The organism is Lysobacter sp. MMG2, assembly GCF_016735495.2.
In the GTDB taxonomy this organism is placed as follows: Bacteria; Pseudomonadota; Gammaproteobacteria; order Xanthomonadales; family Xanthomonadaceae; genus Lysobacter_J.
The window spans coordinates 306,450-328,098 of sequence record NZ_JAERQY020000002.1 but is presented as its reverse complement, the minus strand read 5'-3'; the positions used below and the strand labels follow the sequence as shown (position 1 = coordinate 328,098).

Sequence of the window (21,649 nt, the reverse complement as noted above, 5' to 3'; positions counted from 1 at the left end):
GGCCCGACACGCGTTGTGCCGTTGCAGGCATGGCCTTCGCGGCCGCAGTGAGCACGGCGTTCGCCGCGCAGTCGAGCAGGTACGAACGCTATGTGCAGTCCGGCACCGGCAACGCGGCATGCGTACCGAAGCAGGCAGCGCCGCAACGGGTCAAGGCGAGCGGTGTGGCGGCCGGGACGGCCGAAGACTGAAAAAGCAGGCGAAGGCGGCGGGCGTGGGGGCGCCCGCCGCCTTCGCGGCGGCGTCGGGGGAGGATCAGGCCGCCGCGGCCTGCTGCGCGCGCGGGCCTTCCCGCAATGCGCGCGCGACCATGGACACCAGCAGGTCGATCTCGTCGCTGGTGATGGTGAAGGTGGGAGTGAAGCGCAGCGAGTTCACGCCGCCGTGGATCACGCCGATGCCCTGCTCGCGCAGCCACTCTTCGGTGGAACCGGCGCCGTAGCACTTGAACTGCGGCGACAGCTCGCACGAGAACAGCAGGCCCGTGCCCTGCACCTTGGTGATCAGGCCGCCGAGCTCGGCCTTGAGCTTCTCGAACTTCTGCAAGGCTTCGGCGCCGCGCACGCGGATGTTCTCGCGCAGTTGCGGCGTGACCTGCGCCAGCACCGCGCAGGCGACATCGAGCGCGCGCGGGTTGGTGGTCATCGTGTTGCCGTACAGGCCCTTCTTGTAGAGCTGCGCGGCCTGGCGGCCCACGGCGAGCACCGACAGCGGGTACTGGCCGGCGTTGAGCGCCTTGGAGTAGGTCTCCATGTCCGGCGGATCGAGCTGTTCGAAGCCGGGGTAGTCGATGATCGACAGCACGCCGTGCGCGCGCAGGCCGGCCTGGATCGAATCCACCAGCAGCAGCGCGCCGTGCCCGCGGGTGAGCGCACGCGCGGCGGCGTAGAACGCCGGCGGCACGCTGCGGCCCGGGTCGCCTTCGCCCATCACCGGCTCCAGGAACATCGCTTCGATGAACCAGCCGTTGGCGTCGGCGTCGTCGAACACCTTCTTGAGTGCGTCGACGTCGTAAGGCTCCACCGTGATCAGCGAATCCTCGCCGCGGAAGCTGGCCAGGTGCTGCAGGTAGGTCTTGCGCGAGGAATCCGAATACAGTGCCGGGCGCTCGGTGCGGCCGTGGAAGCTGCCCTTCACGACGACGCGCTTGATCGTGCGGCCCGCATGGCGGCCGCCGGCATCGGTCATCAGCTTGGTGTTGGCGTCGGCAATGCGCGCGGCGAGCGACACGGACTCCGAACCGGAATTCAGGCAGAAGAACTTCTCGTACGGACAGCCGCCGCCCTGCGCACCGATGGCGGCGCGCAGGGCGCGATCGAAGCGCAGCTGCGACAGCGAGGGCGTCATGATGTTGGCCATCGCCTGCGGCTTGGCCATCGCGGCGATGACGTTCTTCGGCGCATGGCCGAAACCGAGCATGCCGTACCCGCCGGAGTCGTGCAGGACCGCGCCCTTCAGCGTGACCACCCACGGGCCGCGCGCGGCGAGGGCGATGTACGGGTTCACCGCATCGTCCGGATAGAAGTTGACGTAGCCGCCTTGCACGGACTGCACCTGGGCGTCCTCGTCCAGGTCGAGCAGGTCGGCGAATTCGTCCTTCACGCGCTGGTATTCCTGCTCGGCGGCCTCGATGGCCTCGATCAGTTCGGCATGCGTGGCGGCGAAGCGGGCGATGGTGGCGTCGTCCAGGCCGTGGGTACGGCGGCGGCCCGCGTGGGCGCGCAGGGGAGCGAGACGGTCGATGACGGCCATGGGGTCCTCCAGGGGCGAATCAGGCGGCAAGTTGTCCATTATCTGGATTAAATCGTCGATCGACAGTATCTATTTGTACGAAATAAGGGATAATTTCGTCGTTTCGACGACGGGAGGGGCCGAATCGTGAAGATCACCGATGCCGACCAGCAGGTCCTCTCGGTCCTGCGCGAAAACGCACGCGCCTCCACGGCCGATATCGCGCGCCGGTTGAAGCTCTCCCGCACCACGGTGCACAGCCGGATCGAGCGGCTGGAGCGGGAGGGCGTCATCCAGGGTTACACCGTCCGCGTGCACGACGCCGCCGAACGCGGCCACATCCGCGCCCACATCATGATCACCGTGCTGCCCAAGCAGGCGCCGTCCGTCGCCGCGTCCCTACACGCGATGCCCGAGGTGCGCTCGCTGCATTCGGTGAGCGGGCCGTTCGACCTGGTCGCCCTGGGCGTGGCGCCGTCGGTGGAGGCGATGGACGAGCTGACCGACCGGATCGGCGCGATCGACGGGGTCGAGCGGACGACCTCGGCGATCATTCTTTCGGCGAAGTTCGAGCGGTGATTCTGAGCGTGAGCCTGGAGGGCGAGGTGCCACCACCCCTCCAATCGTCGTTCCCGCGAAGGCGGGAACCCAAGCGCGCACGTCACGCCCTCCGTCAGCCGTGATGCCCGCCAGCGTGGATCCCCGCCTTCGCGGGGATGACGGCATGGGCAGCGATGCCGGCACGAGCGGGGATGCAGGGATGGCAGGGGGCAGTGACGAGGCACGGGCGGGGATACCGCCGCCACGCCTTCCACGGAAACGGCCGCCCGATCCGGAACACTTACAATGGCCGGTCCCGCAGCCCCGGCGGCTGCACGTTCCACCGGCCCCGCCTTGAAGAAATCCGATTTCCACTACGACCTGCCGCCCGAGCTGATCGCCCAGGCGCCGTTGCCCGAGCGTTCGGCCAGCCGCTTGCTGGTGGTTCCGCCGGCCGTTGGCGATGCCTACGACCGCGGCTTCCAGGACCGCGTCTTCCGCGACCTGACCGACCTTCTGCAGCCGGGCGACCTGCTGGTGTTCAACGACACCCGCGTGATCCCGGCGCGGTTGTTCGGGCAGAAGACCACCGGCGGGCGGGTCGAGATCCTCATCGAGCGCATGCTCGGCGGCTTCGAAGCGCGCGCGCAGCTGGGCGTGAGCAAGTCGCCCAAGGCCGGTGCGCGGATCGTGCTGGATGCCGGCGGCGAGGCCGAAGTGCTCGGCCGCGACGGCGAGTTCTACCGCCTGCGCTTCGACATCCCCGAATCGCTGGAGAAGTACCTGCTGCATGCCGGCCGCCTGCCGCTGCCTCCGTACATCGAGCGCGACGCGGACGTGGACGACGACACGCGTTACCAGACCGTGTTCGCGCGCGAGGTCGGCGCCGTCGCCGCGCCCACGGCGGGCCTGCATTTCGACGAGGAACTGCTGGAGGCACTGAAAGCGCGCGGCGTGCAGTTCGGCCACGTCACCCTGCATGTGGGCGCGGGCACGTTCCAGCCCGTGCGCGTGGACGAACTCGACCAGCACATCATGCACAGCGAATGGCTCAATGTCGGGCCGGCGCTGATCGAGCAGATCAAGCGCACGCGCGCGGCGGGCGGTCGCGTGATCGCCGTGGGCACCACGGTGGTGCGTGCGCTGGAAAGCGCGATGCGCAGCAACGACGACGGCAGTGGCGAGTTGCAGCCGTACGCCGGCGAGACGCGCTTGTTCATCCTGCCCGGTTACCGCATCCGCTCGGTGGACGCGCTGATCACCAACTTCCACCTTCCCGAGAGCACCTTGCTGATGCTTGTTTCCGCCTTCGCCGGCAAGGCGCGCGTGTTCGCCGCGTACGACCACGCCATCGCCCAGCGTTACCGGTTCTTCTCCTACGGCGACGCGATGCTGCTGTTCCCGGCGGAGCAGGGGGGCGAGGCATGAGCCGCATGTCGTTCGAACTGCTGCGCACCGACGGCGCCGCGCGCCGCGGACGCATCACCTTCCCGCGCGGGACGGTGGAAACGCCGACCTTCATGCCGGTGGGCACCTACGGCTCGGTCAAGGGCGTCATGCCGGAGCAGGTGCGCGACCTGGGTGCGCAGATGATCCTGGGCAACACCTTCCACCTGTACCTGCGGCCGGGCCTGGATGTCATCGGCGACCACGGCGGCCTGCACGGCTTTACCCGCTGGAACGGACCGATCCTGACCGACTCGGGCGGTTTCCAGGTCTTCTCGCTGGCGCACAAGCGCAAGATCACCGAGCAGGGCGTGACCTTCGCCGCGCCCACCGACGGCAGCAAGGTCTTCCTCGGCCCCGAAGAAAGCATGCGCATCCAGAAGGTGCTGGATTCGGACGTCGTCATGATCTTCGACGAATGCACGCCGTACCCGGCGACCGAGGACGTCGCACGCCGTTCGATGGAACTGAGCCTGCGCTGGGCGGAGCGCAGCAAGCGCGCGCACGAGGGCAACGACGCGGCGCTGTTCGGCATCGTCCAGGGCGGGGTGCATGAGGAGCTGCGCACGCGATCGGCGGCGGCGCTGATGGACATCGGTTTCGACGGCTACGCCATCGGCGGCCTGGCCGTGGGCGAGCCGGAGGCCGAACGCAACCACATGCTCGAGCACACCTGCCCGCAGCTGCCCGCCGATCGCCCGCGTTACCTGATGGGCGTGGGCCGGCCGGAAGACCTGGTCGAGGGCGTGGCGCGCGGCATCGACATGTTCGACTGCGTGATGCCCACCCGCAACGCGCGCAACGGGCACTACTTCACCTCCTTCGGCACGGTCCGCGTGCGCAACGCCAAGTACGAGCGCGACCTGCGTCCGATCGAGGAGGGCTGCGACTGCTACGCCTGCAGCAACGGTTTCACCCGCAGCTACCTGCGCCACCTGGACCGCTGCAACGAGATGCTGGCCCCCATGCTGGGCACCCTGCACAACCTGCGCTACTACCAGCGCCTGATGGCGCAGATGCGCGAGGCCATCGCGCAGGGAACCTTTGCCGCCTTCCGTGAGTCCTTCTACGCCGCCCGGACCGGAGAGGGATGACCCCGCCGGCGCCCGGGTCCCCCGCCAAGCCTGGGCGGGACGGGCCCGTGGCATAATCCCCCGCTATTTTTCGATTCCAGGACGAACGTCATGAATCTGCTCGACCTCATCATCTCGCCCGCCTACGCCCAGACTGCCCCGCAGGGCGGTGCCGGTGGCCTCGGCATGTCGCTGCTGTTCCCGATCCTGCTGATCGGCGTCATGTACTTCCTCATGATCCGCCCGCAGATGAAGCGCCAGAAGGAGCATCGCGCGATGCTCGAGAAGCTCTCCAAGGGCGATGAAGTGATCACCAACGGCGGCATCGCCGGCACGGTCAACGACATCGGTGAGAACTTCATCACGGTCGAGATCGCGGACAACGTCCGCATCCGCGTGCAGAAGGGCGCCATCGCCAACGTTCTGCCCAAGGGCACCTTGAAGTCGGCCTGATCGGCCGCCAGAAGAAATCGACGCAACGGCGGCCAGAAAGCCGCCGCAGGGGCTCTTAGATGCTGACTTACGCGCGCTGGAAATACTTCGTCATCCTGGTGGTTCTGATGTTGAGCGCGGTGTATGCGCTGCCCAACGTCTTTCCGCAGGACCCGTCGGTGCAGGTCACCGCAAACCGCGGGAGCCAGGTCGACGACGCCCTGCGCGCGCGCGTCACCGACATGCTGGCCAAGGCCGGCGTGACGCCGAAGACGGTCGAGATCGACAACGGCAACCTGCTGGTACGCCTCAACGATCCCGACCAGCAGGTCAAGGCCAACGACACCCTGCGCGCCGCGCTGGGCAGCGATTACGTGGTGGCGCTCAACCTGGCCTCCACGGTGCCGGCCTGGCTCGAAAAGATCGGCGCCCGGCCGATGTACCTGGGCCTGGACCTCCAGGGTGGCGTGCACTTCCTGATGCAGGTCGACCAGAAGGCCGCCCTCGACAAGCGCCTGGACGCCACCGCCGAAGACGTGCGCGTGGTCCTGCGCGATGCCAAGGTGCGCTACGAATCGGTCGAGCGTCGCGCCAACAACACCATCGTCGCCACACTCACCAGCGCGGCCGAGGTCGAGAAGGCCCGCCAGGCGATCGGTCGCGGCCAGCCCAACCTGGTGCTCGACGCCGACGGCAACACCCTGAGCGTGCAGATCAGCGAGGCCGAACTGCAGCGCATGGCGGTGGAGGCGATCGAACAGAACGTCGGCACGCTGCGCAACCGCATCAACGCGCTCGGCGTGTCCGAGCCGATCATCCAGCGCCAGGGCAGCGACCGCATCGTCGTGCAGCTGCCGGGCGTGCAGGACACCGCGCAGGCCAAGCGCATCCTCGGCGCGACCGCGACGCTGGAGTACCGCGGCGTGGTCGAGAACGTGAACCCCATCGACGCCGTTGCCACCGGCAACGTGCCGCCGGAAGGCCGCATCTACTACCGCAAGCAGCTGGGCCCGGACGGCAAGCGCATCCCGATCATCCTCAACAAGCGCGTGATCGCTTCCGGCGACCAGCTGGTCGGGGCCACCTCGATGATGGATCCGCAGACCGGCACGCCGGGCGTGTCGATCCGCCTCAACGGCGTCGGCGGCCAGCGCATGTTCGACTACACCACCGAGCACGTCGGCAAGCCGATGGCGGTGGTCTACATCGAGCGCATTCCGGAAGTGCGCACGGTGGACGGCAAGGAAGTGCGCAGCACCCGCGTCAACGAGGAAGTGATCTCGGTGGCGACCATCAACGGCGTGTTCGGCAAGGAATTCCAGACCACCGGCCTGGAGAGCCCGAAGGAAGCGGCCGACCTCGCGCTGCTGCTGCGCTCGGGTTCGCTGGCCGCGCCGATGGACTTCGTCGAAGAGCGCATCGTCGGCCCGAGCCTGGGTCGCGAGAACATCCAGCGCGGCCTGACGGCGGTGCTGTACTCGCTGGCCTTCGCGATGGTGTTCTTCCTGTTCTATTACCGCGTGTTCGGCCTCATCACCTGCCTGGCGCTGGGCCTGAACCTGCTCATGCTGGTGGCGGTGATGTCGATCTTCGGCGCCACGATGACGCTGCCCGGCCTGGCCGGCATCGCGCTCACCGTGGGCATGTCGGTGGACGCGAACGTGCTGATCAACGAACGCATCCGCGAAGAGTTGCGACTCGGGCTGCCGCCGCAGACCGCCATCGCAGAAGGCTACACGCGCGCGTCGGGCACCATCGCCGACGCCAACGTCACCGCCATCCTGGCCGGCGTCGCGCTGTTCGCCTTCGGCACCGGCCCGATCAAGGGCTTCGCCGTGTCGCTGATCGTGGGCATCGTCACCTCCATGTACACCGCGGTGAGCGTGTCGCGCGCCATCGCCACGCTGATCTACGGCGGTCGCCGCAAGATCAAGACCATCTGGATCTGACGGGAAAGACACCATGAAGCCGTTCAACATTTTCCCGTACGACAGCAACATCAACTTCATCCGGCTGCGCTGGATCTCGCTGAGCATCGCCATGCTGATGCTCGTCGTCGCCATCGGCGCGATGGTGTTCAAGGGCTTCAACTTCGCCCTGGACTTCACCGGCGGCACCGTGGCGGAGCTGCGCTTCGAAAAGCCGGTGGACGTGGACGACGTGCGCCAGCGCCTGGAGCAGGCCGGTTACGACAACGCCCAGGTGCAGACCTTCGGCAGCGGCAACGACCTGCTGATCCGCCTGCAGCCCAAGGAGAACGCAGCGCCGGCGGGCGAGGGTGCCGAGGCCGGTGCCGCGATCAACCAGGTCGCCAGCGACATCCAGAGCGCGCTGGCCTTCCCCGACAACCCGGGCCGCGTGCTGCGCAACGAGTTCGTCGGTCCGCAGGTCGGCAAGGACCTGGCGACCAACGGCATCTGGGCGCTGATCTTCGTGATCGTCGGCTTCCTGATCTACATCTCGTTCCGCTTCGAACGCAAGTTCGCCATCGCCGCGGTGTTGGCGACGCTGCACGACGTGCTCGTGGTGGCTGGCTGGTTCGCGCTGACCGGGCACGAGTTCGACCTGATCGTGCTGGCCGGCGTGCTGTCGGTGATGGGTTACTCGATCAACGACACCATCGTGGTGTTCGACCGCGTCCGCGAGAACTTCCGCTCCATGCGCGGCACGCCGGAGGAGATCCTCAACAAGTCGGTCAACCAGACGCTCTCGCGTACGGTCATCACCTCGTTCGTGGCCTTCCTCACCGTGCTGGCGCTGTACCTGTACGGCGGCGGTTCGCTGCAGGGCATGGCCGAGTCGCAGATGATCGGCATCGTGATCGGCACGCTGTCCTCGATCTTCATCGCCTGCCCGCTGCTGACCATCGGCTTCCTGAAGGTCACCAAGCAGGACCTGATGCCGAAGGCCAAGGACGAAGCCGCCCTGGCGCGTCGCCCGTAACGGGCCGCGCCGGAGGTTCGAAAAGGCCGCGCATTGCGCGGCCTTTTTCGTTGGCGCGCGGGTGTCCGACATCGGGGGCAGCCCGTGAGGCGCGGGCCTCGGCGGGGCGGCATGTGCCGCACCGGGCGGTGTCACAAAACTGCGACTCAAGTCACACCGGCCCCGGTCGTTAACGAGTCGAACCCCACACCCGACCCGCGCCCCATGACTCCGTCCGAAGTGCCCCGCACCGCGCCCGTCGCGGTGGCTCCGCTTGCTTATCGACGATCCACCGCCGCGCCGTCGCGCGCGAGCTGGGTGCGCGCCTCGCTCGGCCGCCAGATCGGCGTGGTGCTCGTCGTCACGATGGTGGTGATGATGGCCGGCCTCACCGTCATGGTGAGCCGCCAGGCCTCGCAGGCCATCGAAGAACGCGCCGGCCACGACCTGCGCTCGGCGGCGCGCATCCTGCGCGACAACGTCGCCACCTATGAGGCCAGCCTGACCGACGCCACGAAGACGCTCGGCGGCGCGTTGCAGGCGACCTTGCTCGGTGGGCCGGTGGCACTGACCGCGAACAAGGACGGCACGCCGAAGCTCTCGCTGGACGGGCAGACCGTCGACGCATCGTTCGCTCCGGTCGATCGCTTCACCCAGGACACCGGCGCCGTCGCCACGGTGTTCGCCCGCGAAGGAGGCGACTTCGTCCGCGTCGCCACTTCGCTGCGCAACGAGAAGGGCGAGCGCGTCATCGGCACGCGCCTGGCGCACGATTCGCCGGCCTATGCGCGCCTTCTGAAGAACCAGGCGTATACCGGCAAGGCCACGCTGTTCGGCCGCGCCTACATGACGCACTACCGCCCGTTGCACGACGATGCGGGCGCGCTGGTCGGTGTGCTGTTCGTCGGCAAGGACTACGGCAGCGAGCTGGCTGCGCTGAAGGAACGCACCCGCGCCATGCGCATCGGCGAGCGCGGGCATTTCCTGGTGATCGACACCGCGCGCGAGGGCGAGGAGTCGCTGGTCATCCATCCGACCGACGAAGGCACGCCGCTGCGCGGAATCCTCGACACGGCCGGCCAGCAGGCGCTGCGTACTGCGGTGGCCGCGGGCGGCGGGCTCGTCGAAGTGGATCTGGCGGGTGCGACGAAGTCCGCCGCCGAGCCCACGCTCGTCGCCGTGGAAAGCTTCCCCGCCTGGAACTGGGCGGTCGTCGCGGCCGAGCCGAAGGCGCAGATCGTCGCTGCCTCGCATGCGCTGGCCGTGCTCATCGCGGTCGCATCGCTGGTCACGCTGATGCTGATCCTGGGCGTGTCGTGGTGGTGCGTGCGCCGCACGGTGACCCAGCCTCTGGCCGAAGTCGCCCGTCTTGCCGATGACGTCGCCCAGGGGCGTCTGGACAGCGCGATGCCGCGCGCGCGCCACGACGAACTCGGCCGCCTGCAGCAATCGATGGCGCGCATGCGCGAGCGCGTGCAGTCGGTGATCGCGGCACAACGCGAGATGGCGCGACGGCACGAAGCCGGCGAGATCAGCCATCGCATGGACGCCGACACCTTCCCCGGCCAGTACGGCGAGATGGTGCGCGACACCAACGCACTGGTCGCCGCGCACATCGAGGTGAAGATGCAGCTGGCCGACGTGATGCGCCGCTACGCGGTCGGCGACCTGTCGATCGACATGGAACGCCTGCCCGGCGAGAAGGCCGTGCTCACGCAGACCATGGACACCGTCAAGGCGAACCTGTCGGCGATCAACCACGAGATCAAGCGCCTGTCCGCGGCCGCCGCTGCCGGCGATTTCAGCGTGCGCGGCGACGCGGCGCGGTTCCAGCACGACTTCCGCGCGATGGTCGACGGCCTCAACGCGATGATGTCGGTGAGCGACCACAACCTGGGCGAAGCCTCGCGCCTGCTGCGGGCCATCGCGCGCGGCGACCTCACCGAACGCATGCACGGCGACTTCCACGGCGTGTTCGCGCGCATGCGCGACGATGCCGACGCCACGATCGCGCAGCTCACCGGCATCGTCGGCCGCATCCAGGAAGCCTCCGGCGCGATCGACGGCGCCGCCGCGGAGATCGCCGCCGGCAACGCCGATCTTTCGCGCCGCACCGAACAGCAGGCCGCGAGCCTGGAGGAAACCGCCGCGTCGATGGAGGAACTCACCTCCACCGTGCGCCAGAACGCCGAGTCCGCACGCCAGGCCAACCAGTTCGCGATCGAGGCGGCCAACGTCGCCTCGCAGGGCGGCGAAGTGGTGGGCAGTGCCGTGGCGACGATGCGCGAGATCGAAGCGTCCTCGCACCGCATCGCCGAGATCATCGGCACCATCGACGGCATCGCGTTCCAGACCAACATCCTGGCGCTCAACGCCGCCGTCGAGGCGGCGCGCGCGGGCGAGAGCGGACGCGGTTTCGCGGTCGTCGCCGCGGAAGTGCGCGCGCTGGCGCAGCGTTCGGCCAACGCGGCCAAGGAAATCAAGTCGCTGATCGAAACCTCGGTGGCCAAGGTCAACGACGGTTCGGCGCTGGTGGATCGCGCCGGCACGACGATGACCGAGATCGTCGCGTCCGTGCGTCGCGTCACCGACATCATGGCCGACATCTCCACCGCCTCGCAGGAGCAGAGCGCCGGGATCGAACTGGTGAGCAATGCGATCGCCAACATGGACGAAGGCACGCAGCAGAACGCGGCGCTGGTGGAGGAAGCGTCGGCGTCCGCGCACAGCATGGAAGAGCAGGCGCGCGCGCTCTCCGGCGCGGTGCGTCAGTTCGTCATCGGCGAGCGCCGCGCAGCGGCCACGCGCGCGGCGGCGTAACACGCCGCGACAGTGCCTTCGGGCACGCATCGCTGGAGCGCGCTTGCGGTGGGGGATCGCAGGCGCGCTCGCGATGCGGGTTCGGCGGGGTGGCGACGGTGCGCGCGAATGCGGGAGAATCCGCGCGTGCGCAGACGTCGCGCCCCGACAGGAGAAGTGGATGGCCAACGACGAACTCATTTTCTACGTGAAGCTGCATGTCAGGCCCGAGCGCGTGGAGGACTGGAAACGCGAGTTCCACGCCATCGCGCAGGCCATGTCGCGCGAGCCCGAGTTCATCGCCTGCTACGCGCACCAGGACGCGGGCGATCCGAACCAGTTCACGTTGTACGAACGCTGGGCCGAGCCTGACGTCGAATCCTTCCTGCGCAACCAGATGAAGCCATACCGCATGGAGTACGACGCCCGCATCGAGCCGATGCTGCAGCGACCGCGCGAACCGCAGGTGCTGCTGCCTCTGGGCGAATGGCACCGCGCACGCGGCTGACGCGCCGCCTCGTACCGCATCGCGAACAGGCCGGTCGCGTGCTCGACCGGGTAGGGCGCCGGTTGGGTCTACAGCGCGTGACGCACCCGCAGGCATCGGCCATGCAATAGCATCGGCACGGGGCGGCGGCCGACGTGCATTCCGGTCGCCTGACAAAGGAATGGTCCGAGGGGAAGGAATGAGCCCGTTCGTGTTCTGGCCGGCGCTGGTCTTGTCGCTGGTCCTGTCGGTGTTTCTGGCGACGACGCCGAAACGTGAAGTGATGTGGGCCGCCGCGACGGTGCTGGCGTGGACGGTGCCGGTCGCGCTGGCGTGGAAGCGCTGGGTGCAGCGTCCGGCGGTGTGGATCGCGCGCGTGGCCACGGGCGCGATCTTCGCGATGCTGGTCGGCGTCGTGCAGGCATGGTGGCCGCGCACGGATGTCTTCATCCACTACAGCAACTGCGCCGCACCGCGCGCGGAAACGTTCTGGCCGCTGGTGTTCACGTGGGCGTGCGGGCTGGGCCTGATGACGTTCACCTTGTGGGGCAGTGCGTTCCAATGGCGGCAGACGTTGCTTCCCCGCGTGCGCACGATCGCGTGGTGGCTGGTCGGTCTCGCGTGGACGGCCGCCTGTGCGTTCGTCCTGTCGCGCAACCTGGCGCCGGGTGTGCTTGGCACATCGCTGCTCGCGTTGGCGAAGCTCGGCGCTGCGGCGCTGGCCGTGGCCGCCTTGATCGGCCTGCCGTTGTGGTGGGGCACGCGCGGCGGACGCAAGGCCGAAGCGCAGACGCGTGAGGATTTCGCGAAACTCGCTCCGGACGAGCGCGAGCGCCTGATCGACCTGATCGATACGACCGCGCGCCGTGGCGAGTACCGGCTGATGTACCGGCCGGTCGCAGAAGGCGCGGCGGGCGATCCGATCGCGCGTGTCGGCGGCGACCCGTTGTCCGCGCCGGGCGAGACGTGGCCCGTGGACGCGGCAGGTCACCCGGCGCTGTTCCTGTTGCAGGTGCCGCTGGAAGGCACCGCGCATCCGGTGTGGCGCGATCGCGTGTTGAGCGTGTACCTGGACGAGCACGAACATGCGCTGGTGGTGCGTTGCCATGCCCGTTCCGACGAACTGCAGCCGATGCCTGCGCCGCCGGGTCCGAAACTCGCGCCATGCGCCGTCATGCCGCTGGCGATTCCGCCGAACGAGGTGCCCGCCGGCGACGACGAAGGCGACGGCGAATGGCCCGATGCCGACTGGTTCTTCGAGCGCATGCCGGAGCTGAAAGCGGCCCTTGGGTCCGCGACCGCGCATCCCGATCGTCTGCTCGGCATGCTGATCACCGGCGATACGCGGGGCCATGCGTACATCGCCAGCGACCTGATCATCGTGGGCGGATACCCCGCGCTGATCCAGGGCGTGCACGGCGCGACCTGCCCGGATTGTGGCCAGCCGATGCGTTTCCTGATGCAGTTCGGCGATGTCACCGAAGACTTCGCGCTGGGCGATGCGGGCGCGGGCTACGTCTACGGGTGCGATGCGCATCCGCAGCGGCTGGAGGCGTTCTCGGATTGCTATTGAAGTCCGCGTGCAGGCCGGAACCGGGATGACGGCAGGGCGAACGTCGACGTCACGGTCCACAAAAAAGCCGCGCAGTGCGCGGCTTTTTTGCGATGCGCAATGGGGCGGGTCGCTCAGTCGAACGCCGCCGCATAGCCCGTGTTGACGATCTTCTGCTGCAAGGCGTCGCAGATCTTGAGGTTGCCGGCGACGAGCTGGCGGCCGGCGAGGCCGCGGTTGTCCATCGGGCCCGTGCTGCGGCCGCGGAAATCGCAGACCTTGCCGCCGGCCTCGCGCACCAGCAGCACACCGGCGGCGATGTCCCACGGCTTCACGCCGGCTTCGAAGTAGGCGTCGGCACGGCCGCAGGCGACCCAGGCCAGGTCCAGCGCGGCCGAACCGGTGCGGCGGATGTCCTCGGCCTCCACCAGCAGCGAGTCCACGCACTTGAGCTGCGCGCTGGCGCGCTCGCGTTCGCGCGGCGGGAAGCCGGTGATGATCATCGCGCCGGACAGGTCCTTGCGGTCGGCGATGCGGATCTTGCGCTCGTTGAGCGTCGCGCCGCTGCCGCGGCTGGCGGTGAACAGGTCGTTGCGCAGCGGATCGAAGATCACGCCATGGATCGGCTCGCCGTTTTCCACCAGCGCGATCGACACGCAGAAATGCGGAATGCCGTGCAGGTAGTTGCTGGTGCCGTCGAGCGGGTCGATCACCCAGGTGAAGCGGTGGTGGCCGGTGGAGCCGGTTTCTTCGCCGAGGATGGCGTAGTCGGGCGTGGCGCGGCGGAATTCCTTGATGATCTCCTTCTCCGCCAGGCCGTCGACTTCGCTGGCGTAGTCCATACGGTCCTTCTCGACCACGTTGAGGGCGTCGAGCTTGTTCATGTGGCGCAACAGGACGTTGCCGGCGGCGCGGGCGGCCTTGACCATGAGGGTTACGGCGGGTTTCTGCATGGGCGAGCGGCCTCGTTCGGGGGACGGGGTGGGGATGGACTGGCGGCGGTGAAAGAGCGGGCCGGCATATCACGACGGGGTCGCGGCCGGGGCGCGGAGTTTACCATTGCGCGCCATGAGTTCCGAATCCCATTCCATGAACAACCCGCCCGCCGCGGCTCCGCGCCTGCGCATCGTCCTCGTCGGCACCCAACACCCCGGCAACATGGGCTCGGCCGCGCGCGCAATGAAGACCATGGGCCTGTCGCGCCTGGTCCTCGTGGCCCCCGAGAAGGCCGTCAGCGCCGAGTCCTACGCCCTGGCCGCCGGGGCCGACGACGTCCTGGCCGAGGCCGTCGTCTGCCAGACCCTGGCCGAGGCCGTGGCCGACTGCCGCCTCGTGCTGGGTTGCACCGCCCGTAGCCGCCGCGTCCAGCTGGAGGAACTGCTGCCGCGTGAAGCGGCCGCGCGCTGCGTAGCGCAAGCCGCCGACGGCGCCGAAGTGGCGCTGGTCTTCGGCCGCGAACGCACGGGCCTGAGCAACGACGAGCTCCAGCTCTGCCACGCCTCGGTGCACATTCCGGCCAACCCGGAGTACAGCTCGCTCAACCTGGCCGCGGCGGTGCAGGTGCTCAGCTACGAGCTGCGCCTGGCCCTGCTGGAGACCCAGGCCGGGCAGGGCGACGCCGACACCGCCGAACCGCGCGATCCCCCCGCCTCGCATGCGCAGATGGAGGGCTTCTTCGCCCAGCTCGCCGAAACCCTGGACGCCATCGACTTCCACAAGGGCCGCGCCCCCGAATCGGCCATGCGCAAGCTGCGGCGCCTGTACCTGCGCGCGGGGCTGGACGAGCGCGAGGTGCGGATCCTGCGCGGCATCCTGGCCGACGCCCAGCGCATGGCCATGCTCGCCGGGCCAAAACGCTGATCTGCGGGCGGCCCGACGGTTTGCCGTATCGGGCCGCCCGCCTTTTCGATTACGCTGCCCGACGGCATCCCGAGGGGTCGTCGTACTTGATCGCCAGCCTGCGCCGCATCGCCCAGCCGAGACTGTTCGCACTCGCACTCATCGCGCTGGCTTCGGCGGCTACTCCGCTGGCGGCATGGGCGGGCAACGACTCCGGCGTGCTGGTACTGGGCCGCATCAGCGACGATCCCAAGAAGCACTACGAGCAGCTCAAGCCGCTGCTGGATTACGTGGTCCCGCGCCTGGCCGACGTCGGCATCCGAGAAGGCCGCATCCTGATGGCCAAGGACACCCAGCAGATGGCCAGCTACCTGCGCCGGGGCCGGGTGGACTGGGTCACCGAGACCACCGGCACCGCGATGCTGCTGCGCCAGCGCGCCGGCGCACACCCGTTGCTGCTGACCGAGCGCGACGGCGTCAGTCATTACCACAGCCTGTTCTTCGCTCGCCGCGACAGCGGCCTGAGCTCGCTGGCCGACCTGCGCGGCCACAGCATCGCCTTCCAGCGGCCGAATTCGACCAGCGCCTACTTCGTGCCCGCCGCCGAACTGCTGCGTCGCGGCCTGTCGCTGGAAATCCTGCTCTCGCCCGAGGACCGCATCGACAGCGGCGCGGTCGGTTACCTGTTCGCCTGGTCGGAGCTGAACATCTCGACCTGGGTGCACAAGGGTCTGGCCGATGTCGGGGTGATGAGCAACCTGGACTGGCAGAACCCGGACCGCATGCCGCCGTCGTTCCGCAACGACCTGGTGGTGATCGGCCAGACCGTGGATTACCCGCGCGCGGTGGAAATGGTGCGCGGCGACCTCGATCCGCGCGTGGAAGCGCGCCTGCGTGAAGTGCTCACGGATGCCGCCGGCGATCCCGATGCCGGCGACGCGTTGCTGCGCTTTTTCAACACGACCCGCTTCATGCCGGTCGACCCCGCATCGCAGAAGGCGCTGGACCGCATCTCCGACGGCGTCGCCCGGGTCCGCTCGGAGGTCGAATGAGGCTGCGGATGGGGCTGCAGGCCCGCTTCCTCGTCCTCATGGGCGTGGCGATGCTGGTCGTGCTGGCGCTGGTGGCGCTGCTGCTGAACCGGCAGGAGCAGATGCGCCGCGAAGTCGAAGGCGTCAGCCGCCAGGCCATGCGCACGATGATCGGCCAGAGCCTGCGTCGCCAGGGCGAGGCCACCGCGACGCAACTGGCCGCGACGCTGACCAACCCGCTGTACTACTCCGACCTGGACGCCGTCGGTGCGCTCGCGCGCGGCACGCTGCGCATGCCCGACGTGCGTTACGTCATCGTGTTCGACGAGGAAGGCAAGGTCGTCCACGACGGCAGCGAAGACATCGCCACCTACGGCAAGCGCATGGACGACGCGATGGCCGCGGGCGTCATCGCCGCCAACGGCCTGCACACCCAGTTCGACGACCGCGTCATGGACGTATCGATGCCGATCCTGATCGGCCAGCAGCGCGTGGGCGGCGTGCGCGTGGGTTACGACATGCAGGCGATGCGCCGCTTCCAGGAACAGGCCGTCGACAAGCTGCGCGCGCGACTGGACACGCTCGGCCAGCGCCACGTGATCTGGGTCAGCCTGCTCGGTGCGGGGCTGCTGGTGTTCGGCGCGCTCTCGCTGTGGTTGATCCAGCGCCTGCTGGTGCGTCCGATCCGCCGGCTCGCCGAGTCGGCGCAGGAGATCGAGGCCGGCCATTTCGACACCACCACGTCCGCTGACGGACGCAATGACGAAGTGGGCGACCTCATGCGCGCGTTCGACCGCATGAGCCACAGCCTGGCGCGCCACGATCGCGAGATCCGGCGCATGGCCTACACCGATGCGCTCACGGGCCTGGCGAACCGGCTCGCGTTCCGCGAAGCGCTGGACGAACGTCTGGACCAGATGCACGGCGCCGGTCGCCAGCTTGCCTTGCTGTTCGCCGACATCGACGACTTCAAGCGCGTCAACGACACGCTCGGCCACGACGCGGGCGACGAAGTGCTGCTGCAGTGCGCGCGCCGGATCGAAGGCGCGGTGGCGCGCGTGGGCGGCGAGGACGCGCTGCTGGCGCGTTTCGGCGGCGACGAGTTCGTGATCCTCGTACAGGGGCGCGACGACCCCGCGGAAGACGTGCGCGCGCTGGCGACCAAGCTCGCCGAAACGCTGGTGGTCGACCTGGGCGTGCCGGTGGAAGTGCAGGGGCGACAGGTGTTCCTGGGCACGTCGATCGGCATCACATTGTTCCCGGAGGACGCCGCTGGCGGCACCAGCCTGATGAAGAACGGCGACATCGCGATGTACCAGGCGAAGGTCGCCGGCAAGAACTGCTTCCGTTTCTACAGCCGCGCGATGAACCAGGCCGTGGAGCGCCGCGTGCATCTGGAACACGAACTGCGCGGCGCGTGGGATCGCGGCGAGCTGAGCCTGGTGTACCAGCCGGTGTTCCGTCTGGTCGACGGCGCGATGATCGGCGCCGAGGCGCTGCTGCGCTGGCGTCATCCGGAGCTTGGCTTCGTCGCGCCGTCGGTGTTCATCGACGTGGCCGAGCAGAGCGGCCTGATCGAAGTGCTGGGCCCGCAGGTGCTGCACGCGGCGTGTTCGGACGCGGTGGCGTGGCAGAAGGCACGCAAGGATCCGGAGCCGTTGTTCGTCGCGGTGAACGTCTCGCCGCGTCAGTTGCGCAGCGGCGATCTGCCGGAGGTCGTATCGGCCTGTTTGCGCGACACCGGCCTTTCCGCCGACATGCTGCATCTGGAACTGACCGAGACGGCGGTGATCGGCGACGAGCTTCATGCCAGCGCGCTGCTGTCGGAACTGCGCGGCATGGGCGTGCGCGTGTGGCTGGACGATTTCGGCACCGGCTTCTCGGGCCTGAGCCATCTGCGCCGCGTGCCGGTGGACGGGGTGAAGATCGACCGCAGTTTCGTGGCCGATGTGCTGCGCGATCCGGACGATCTGGCGCTGACCACGGCGATCATCGCGATGGCGCATTCGCTGGGCATCCTGGTGGTGGCCGAGGGTGTGGAGAAGGAAGGCCAGTATTCGATCCTGCGCGAGCGGGGGTGCGATTTCGCGCAGGGTTATTGGCTGGGGCATCCGGTGACGGCGGAAGAGTTCTTGCAGTTGCGGCGCTGAATTACCGTCGTTTCGGCGGGGCTGGGGTGCGGGACCGCAGCGCACGGGCACTCCGACAACGGCAACCCACCTCACCGTCATCCCGGCGAAGGCCGGGATCCAGGCCCTCAGCGCACGGGCACTCCGCTACGACAAACCACCTCACCGTCATTCCAGCGAAAGCTGGAATCCATTTTGATTTGGCTTTCTCAGGCTTCTCAAAGAAGGAGCAATAGCAAAGCTTCCGATCGGCTGCGCCGCTCGGGTCACTTTTCTTTGCTTGCCCAAAGAAAAGTAACCAAAAGAAAGGGCCTTCCTTGACACCCCAATCCCACGACCGGACGGAGCAAGGGCGCGTTCGCGATTCGCCATCCATGGCTCAGCGCTCACCGCCGCACATCCATGTGCGGCGCCCTTCGGGGCTAGTGACCTGAAAGGCTGCTCGACAGCAACAGCAACAGCAACAGCAACAGCAAATCCACCGTAGCCACAGCAAATCCACCGTCATCCCGGCGAAGGCCTGTCCTGAGCTGGTCGAAGGGCCGGGACCCAGGCCCGCAGCATCCGGGCACTCCCTCTTCGGCGAACCACCTCACCGTCATTCCCGCGAAAGCGGGGCTTTTGGGCCGCCGCACGGCGGCACTCTCCACGGACGTGCCACGCTTTCCCAGTCGGCTATCAACAGCAAAATGGATTCCAGCTTTCGCTGGAATGACGTGACGAAGCGGACAGCCTGGCCCCCGGCCTTCGCCGGGATGACGGCATCCACCCCCTCACCCCTTCCGCCGCCGCACCCTCCCACCCTTCGACACATGCGGCTCCTCCGCCACATGCCAACGCCAGGCGTGCTCCATCGCCTTGCTGATGCCGATGCGCGGTGAGGTGACCGCTTCATGCGGCGGTGGCGTTCCGTCGTCGCCGAACCACACCGGCGATGCGGGATCGGTGATGTCCACGCCGTTGTGCGCGCCGTTGATTCCCAGCGCCTGCGCCAGGCGCCCGGGGCCGCTGGTGAGCAGGCGCACGTCTTCGACACCGCGCGCCGCGTGCATGCGCTCGATCCCGTGCAACGGTGCGAGCGCACGGATCAGCACCGCGTGCCCGGCCGGTCCGCCGCATACGGCGTTGATCGCCCAGTGCATGCCGTAGATGAAATACACGTACAGATGCCCGGGTGGGCCGAACATCACCTGCGTGCGCTTCGTCGGGCCGCGGAAGGAATGTGCGGCCGGATCCTCGCCGCCGCGGTACGCCTCCACTTCGACGATGCGCCCGGCGCGGCCGTCGGCGGTGAGGATCACCTTGTTCAGCAGCAGCGGCGCCACGTCGCGCGAGTCGTGTGCGTAGAAGCTGCGGGGCAGGGCAGTGATGGGCATGTGGGCATGCTAGTGCAGGTGGGCCGCTCACGACGCAGACACCACACCGCACGCATCCGGATTTCACGCGCTTCGCGCTATTCCTGCGGGCGATGCCACGTCCAGACCCCGAAAAGCCCGCCGTCGCGAAGGCCGCCGAGAAGCTCGACCCCACCGCGCCGCGCCGCACGCAGGCCGATCGCGGCCATTCCTTCCGCCGCCCCGCCATGAAGGCGCTCGTGCGTCGCGCGCAGGGCAGCCTGCCGGCCGACCTGCTGCGCCGCTTCGTCGATACCGAACTGATGGCGCAGTCGGCCGCGCTGGCGCTGTACGCGATGCTCTCGCTCGCGCCGCTGCTGCTCATCCTCGTCTGGCTCACCAGCGCGCTCGTGCCCGGCGCGCAGGATGCGCTGATGCAGCAGATCGGCCTGCTCGCAGGGGGCGAAGCCGAGCGCGTCGCGCGTACGGTGGTCGACAACGCCCGCGATCGACCCGACACGGGATCCGTCGCCGGATGGTGGAGCGTGGCGCTGCTGTTCGTCGGCGCGACGGCGGTGTTCGCGCAGTTGCAGGACGTGCTCAACAAGATCTTCCGCACCGATGCCACGCGACTGGCCGGCGCGATGGCGTGGTTGCGCAAGCGGGTGTTCTCGCTCGGCCTGGTGTTGGCGATGGGATTCCTGCTGCTGGTGTCCATGACCGTGAGCACGGCCGTGCAGCTTGCGTTCGCGCGGGTGGAGTGGGCCTTGCCGATCGTGATGAACCTGACGACGTGGGCCGTGTACGCACTCAGCTTCGCGCTGATGTACCACTACCTGCCGGACCGTTCGGTGGGGTGGAAACGCGCGCTCGGCGGCGGCGCGATCACGGCGCTGCTGTTCGTGCTGGGGCGCTGGCTGATCGGCTGGTATCTGCGCGAGGCCAATCCGGGCTCCGCCTACGGGTCGATGGGCGCGCTGGTGCTGGCCCTGGTGTGGATGTACTACGCGGCGCTGATCGTGTTCGTCGGCGCGTTGATCACGGCGGTGATCGACGAGCGACGCCGGCGCGGCCTGGAAGGCGCGCGCGAGCCCCCGCACGACGGCCCGGACGCCGCGCCGCAGGCATGAACGCGCGGTGGCGACCGGCCGCGCGGCGAAGCGTGGCCCGTGGCCGACGAACCGTTTCCGCCCAGCCCCGTGAACGGGCTAGGATCGGCCCACCGCGTCCTCGCTTCCTGCGGCACTCATGGCCATTACCGCGACTCACCCGCTGGACCTGCCCCGCCAGCACTTCTTCTGGATCCTGCACACCGGCGGTTGGCTGGGCTATTTCGGCCTGGGCTACCTGGCCGCGATCGCCTACGGCAAGCCATCGGGCTACTGGATCGTGCCGTTCACCGCCGCCTGCACGGGCTTCATCGTCACCCTGGGCCTGCGCTACCTGCTGCGCGCGTGCTGGGGGCTGCCGCCGCGCAAGCTGCTGCTCACGATGATCGTGCCGATCCTCGCCAGCTCCGCGGTGATGGACCTGACCACGCGCACGATGCTGGTGCGCTTTTGCGATACCTGCGCGCCGACCAGCCGCGTGGCGTACATCGCCTACTCGCTGACTTACATCTACGTGGTGCTGGCGTGGGTCGGCCTGTACCTGGGCATCAAGTACTACCGCCAGCTGCAGGACGAGACGCAACGTGCACTGGCCGCGCGGACCATGGCCCACCAGGCGCAGCTGAAGATGCTGCGCTACCAGCTCAACCCGCACTTCCTGTTCAACACGCTCAACGCGATTTCCACGCTCGTTCTCGATCGCGACAACGCCACCGCCAACCGCATGGTGCAGGGGTTGTCGGCGTTCCTGCGGCATTCGCTGGACAACGATCCGATGCAGCGTGTCACGCTGCGGCAGGAACTGGACGCGCTCACGCTCTACCTGGACATCGAGAAGATCCGCTTCGCCGAACGCCTGCGCATCGAGACCGCCATCGACGAAGACTGCTGGCGCGCGCTGTTGCCCAGCCTGCTGTTGCAGCCGCTGGTGGAGAACGCGATCAAGTTCGCCGTCGCCAAGCAGGTCGCCGGCGGCATGCTGCGCATCGAGGCCGAGCGCGACGGCGACCAGCTGGTGCTGCGCGTGATCGACGATGGCCCGGGCTGCGCCAGCATGGAAGGCGGGCAACTTCCGCCGGGCAAGGGCGTGGGCCTGCGCAACACGCGTGAACGCCTGAACGTGCTTTACGGCGAAGACAGCAGCTTCTGCGTGCGCAACCACGAGCGCGGCATCGAAGTGGAGCTGCGCCTTCCGTTCGAAACGAAGCAACTGGGCGGGGAGTGA

The 21,649-nt window shown here is 68.3% G+C and carries 18 protein-coding genes and 1 pseudogene; 15 read left to right on the top strand and 4 right to left on the bottom strand.

Annotated elements, in window-relative coordinates:
* The first annotated feature begins 29 nt into the window (after positions 1-29).
* Complete coding sequence (locus JI752_RS09465) at positions 30-191, top strand: hypothetical protein (RefSeq protein ID WP_216962794.1); 162 nt, start codon at positions 30-32, stop codon at positions 189-191.
* Between the two features lie 64 nt (positions 192-255).
* On the opposite strand, the gene JI752_RS09460 is transcribed toward JI752_RS09465, so the two are convergent.
* Positions 256-1,752 (bottom strand): aminotransferase class III-fold pyridoxal phosphate-dependent enzyme, encoded by a 1,497-nt coding sequence (locus JI752_RS09460; RefSeq protein ID WP_216962791.1) that lies wholly within the window; start codon positions 1,750-1,752, stop codon positions 256-258.
* A gap of 126 nt (positions 1,753-1,878) precedes the next feature.
* On the opposite strand from JI752_RS09460, the gene JI752_RS09455 reads away from it, so the two are divergent.
* The 9 genes and pseudogenes from JI752_RS09455 (at position 1,879) to JI752_RS09415 (ending at position 13,003) form a co-directional block, all read left to right on the top strand.
* Entirely contained in the window at positions 1,879-2,310 is a 432-nt protein-coding gene (locus JI752_RS09455) for an Lrp/AsnC family transcriptional regulator (RefSeq protein ID WP_216962788.1), read from the top strand.
* Between the two features lie 315 nt (positions 2,311-2,625).
* Complete coding sequence (gene queA / locus JI752_RS09450) at positions 2,626-3,699, top strand: tRNA preQ1(34) S-adenosylmethionine ribosyltransferase-isomerase QueA (protein WP_216962784.1); 1,074 nt, start codon at positions 2,626-2,628, stop codon at positions 3,697-3,699.
* Positions 3,696-4,811, top strand: coding sequence for a tRNA guanosine(34) transglycosylase Tgt (gene tgt / locus JI752_RS09445; RefSeq protein ID WP_216962781.1), 1,116 nt, complete (start codon positions 3,696-3,698; stop codon positions 4,809-4,811). Before queA ends, tgt begins: the two co-directional genes overlap by 4 nt.
* A gap of 90 nt (positions 4,812-4,901) precedes the next feature.
* Positions 4,902-5,243, top strand: coding sequence for a preprotein translocase subunit YajC (gene yajC, locus JI752_RS09440; protein ID WP_216962778.1), 342 nt, complete (start codon positions 4,902-4,904; stop codon positions 5,241-5,243).
* A gap of 59 nt (positions 5,244-5,302) precedes the next feature.
* Positions 5,303-7,171: a protein translocase subunit SecD gene (secD, locus tag JI752_RS09435; RefSeq protein WP_216962775.1), complete on the top strand. Its 1,869-nt coding sequence runs from the start codon at positions 5,303-5,305 to the stop codon at positions 7,169-7,171.
* 13 nt (positions 7,172-7,184) lie between these two features.
* Positions 7,185-8,165 (top strand): protein translocase subunit SecF, encoded by a 981-nt coding sequence (gene secF, locus JI752_RS09430; RefSeq protein ID WP_216962772.1) that lies wholly within the window; start codon positions 7,185-7,187, stop codon positions 8,163-8,165.
* Between the two features lie 204 nt (positions 8,166-8,369).
* A pseudogene (locus JI752_RS19435) lies at positions 8,370-10,940 on the top strand (Cache 3/Cache 2 fusion domain-containing protein); the annotation flags it as partial.
* Positions 10,941-11,124: 184 nt separating this feature from the next.
* Positions 11,125-11,451 carry an antibiotic biosynthesis monooxygenase gene (locus JI752_RS09420; protein ID WP_216962769.1) on the top strand — a complete coding sequence of 109 codons (327 nt, stop codon included), beginning with the start codon at positions 11,125-11,127 and terminating at the stop codon, positions 11,449-11,451.
* Positions 11,452-11,629: 178 nt separating this feature from the next.
* Positions 11,630-13,003: a hypothetical protein gene (locus JI752_RS09415; protein WP_216962767.1), complete on the top strand. Its 1,374-nt coding sequence runs from the start codon at positions 11,630-11,632 to the stop codon at positions 13,001-13,003.
* A 113-nt stretch (positions 13,004-13,116) separates the two neighbouring features.
* Here JI752_RS09415 and JI752_RS09410 read toward each other — a convergent pair whose 3' ends face one another.
* Positions 13,117-13,935: an inositol monophosphatase family protein gene (locus JI752_RS09410; protein ID WP_216962752.1), complete on the bottom strand. Its 819-nt coding sequence runs from the start codon at positions 13,933-13,935 to the stop codon at positions 13,117-13,119.
* A 136-nt stretch (positions 13,936-14,071) separates the two neighbouring features.
* Between JI752_RS09410 and JI752_RS09405 the strand changes: the two genes are divergently transcribed.
* From JI752_RS09405 to JI752_RS09395, 3 genes are all read left to right on the top strand, one after another.
* Positions 14,072-14,842, top strand: a complete 771-nt coding sequence (locus tag JI752_RS09405; protein WP_216962749.1) for an RNA methyltransferase — start codon at positions 14,072-14,074, stop codon at positions 14,840-14,842.
* A 140-nt stretch (positions 14,843-14,982) separates the two neighbouring features.
* Positions 14,983-15,873: a phosphate/phosphite/phosphonate ABC transporter substrate-binding protein gene (locus JI752_RS09400; protein ID WP_342317301.1), complete on the top strand. Its 891-nt coding sequence runs from the start codon at positions 14,983-14,985 to the stop codon at positions 15,871-15,873.
* Positions 15,870-18,002 carry an EAL domain-containing protein gene (locus JI752_RS09395; protein ID WP_216962748.1) on the top strand — a complete coding sequence of 711 codons (2,133 nt, stop codon included), beginning with the start codon at positions 15,870-15,872 and terminating at the stop codon, positions 18,000-18,002. The genes JI752_RS09400 and JI752_RS09395 overlap by 4 nt, the downstream gene beginning before the upstream one ends.
* Positions 18,003-18,149: 147 nt before the next feature.
* Here the strand turns inward: JI752_RS09395 and JI752_RS09390 are convergent, their stop codons facing one another.
* A complete protein-coding gene (locus tag JI752_RS09390) occupies positions 18,150-18,353 on the bottom strand; it encodes a hypothetical protein (RefSeq protein WP_216962745.1) in 204 nt (67 codons plus the stop codon).
* Between the two features lie 401 nt (positions 18,354-18,754).
* On the bottom strand, positions 18,755-19,357 hold the full coding sequence (locus JI752_RS09385; protein ID WP_216962742.1) for a DNA-3-methyladenine glycosylase: 603 nt from the start codon (positions 19,355-19,357) through the stop codon (positions 18,755-18,757).
* 206 nt (positions 19,358-19,563) lie between these two features.
* On the opposite strand from JI752_RS09385, the gene JI752_RS09380 reads away from it, so the two are divergent.
* Both JI752_RS09380 and JI752_RS09375 read left to right on the top strand, forming a co-directional pair.
* Positions 19,564-20,445: a YihY/virulence factor BrkB family protein gene (locus tag JI752_RS09380; protein WP_216964231.1), complete on the top strand. Its 882-nt coding sequence runs from the start codon at positions 19,564-19,566 to the stop codon at positions 20,443-20,445.
* A 118-nt stretch (positions 20,446-20,563) separates the two neighbouring features.
* The gene (locus tag JI752_RS09375) at positions 20,564-21,649 is read left to right on the top strand and encodes a histidine kinase (protein ID WP_216962739.1); all 1,086 of its coding nucleotides are present in this window, start codon (positions 20,564-20,566) and stop codon (positions 21,647-21,649) included.

Excerpts from the sequence above, each read along its gene's own strand:
- JI752_RS09405 (WP_216962749.1), top strand. The coding sequence starts at position 14,072 with ATGAACAACCCGCCCGCCGCGGCTCCGCGCCTGCGCATCGTCCTCGTC.
- JI752_RS09375 (WP_216962739.1), top strand. The coding sequence starts at position 20,564 with ATGGCCATTACCGCGACTCACCCGCTGGACCTGCCCCGCCAGCACTTC.
- JI752_RS09380 (WP_216964231.1), top strand. The coding sequence starts at position 19,564 with ATGAAGGCGCTCGTGCGTCGCGCGCAGGGCAGCCTGCCGGCCGACCTG.
- JI752_RS09410 (WP_216962752.1), bottom strand. The coding sequence starts at position 13,935 with ATGCAGAAACCCGCCGTAACCCTCATGGTCAAGGCCGCCCGCGCCGCC.
- JI752_RS09465 (WP_216962794.1), top strand. The coding sequence starts at position 30 with ATGGCCTTCGCGGCCGCAGTGAGCACGGCGTTCGCCGCGCAGTCGAGC.
- JI752_RS09395 (WP_216962748.1), top strand. The coding sequence starts at position 15,870 with ATGAGGCTGCGGATGGGGCTGCAGGCCCGCTTCCTCGTCCTCATGGGC.
- secD (WP_216962775.1), top strand. The coding sequence starts at position 5,303 with ATGCTGACTTACGCGCGCTGGAAATACTTCGTCATCCTGGTGGTTCTG.
- secF (WP_216962772.1), top strand. The coding sequence starts at position 7,185 with ATGAAGCCGTTCAACATTTTCCCGTACGACAGCAACATCAACTTCATC.
- yajC (WP_216962778.1), top strand. The coding sequence starts at position 4,902 with ATGAATCTGCTCGACCTCATCATCTCGCCCGCCTACGCCCAGACTGCC.
- JI752_RS09385 (WP_216962742.1), bottom strand. The coding sequence starts at position 19,357 with ATGCCCATCACTGCCCTGCCCCGCAGCTTCTACGCACACGACTCGCGC.
- JI752_RS09415 (WP_216962767.1), top strand. The coding sequence starts at position 11,630 with ATGAGCCCGTTCGTGTTCTGGCCGGCGCTGGTCTTGTCGCTGGTCCTG.
- JI752_RS09460 (WP_216962791.1), bottom strand. The coding sequence starts at position 1,752 with ATGGCCGTCATCGACCGTCTCGCTCCCCTGCGCGCCCACGCGGGCCGC.
- tgt (WP_216962781.1), top strand. The coding sequence starts at position 3,696 with ATGAGCCGCATGTCGTTCGAACTGCTGCGCACCGACGGCGCCGCGCGC.
- JI752_RS09390 (WP_216962745.1), bottom strand. The coding sequence starts at position 18,353 with ATGGCGAATCGCGAACGCGCCCTTGCTCCGTCCGGTCGTGGGATTGGG.
- JI752_RS09420 (WP_216962769.1), top strand. The coding sequence starts at position 11,125 with ATGGCCAACGACGAACTCATTTTCTACGTGAAGCTGCATGTCAGGCCC.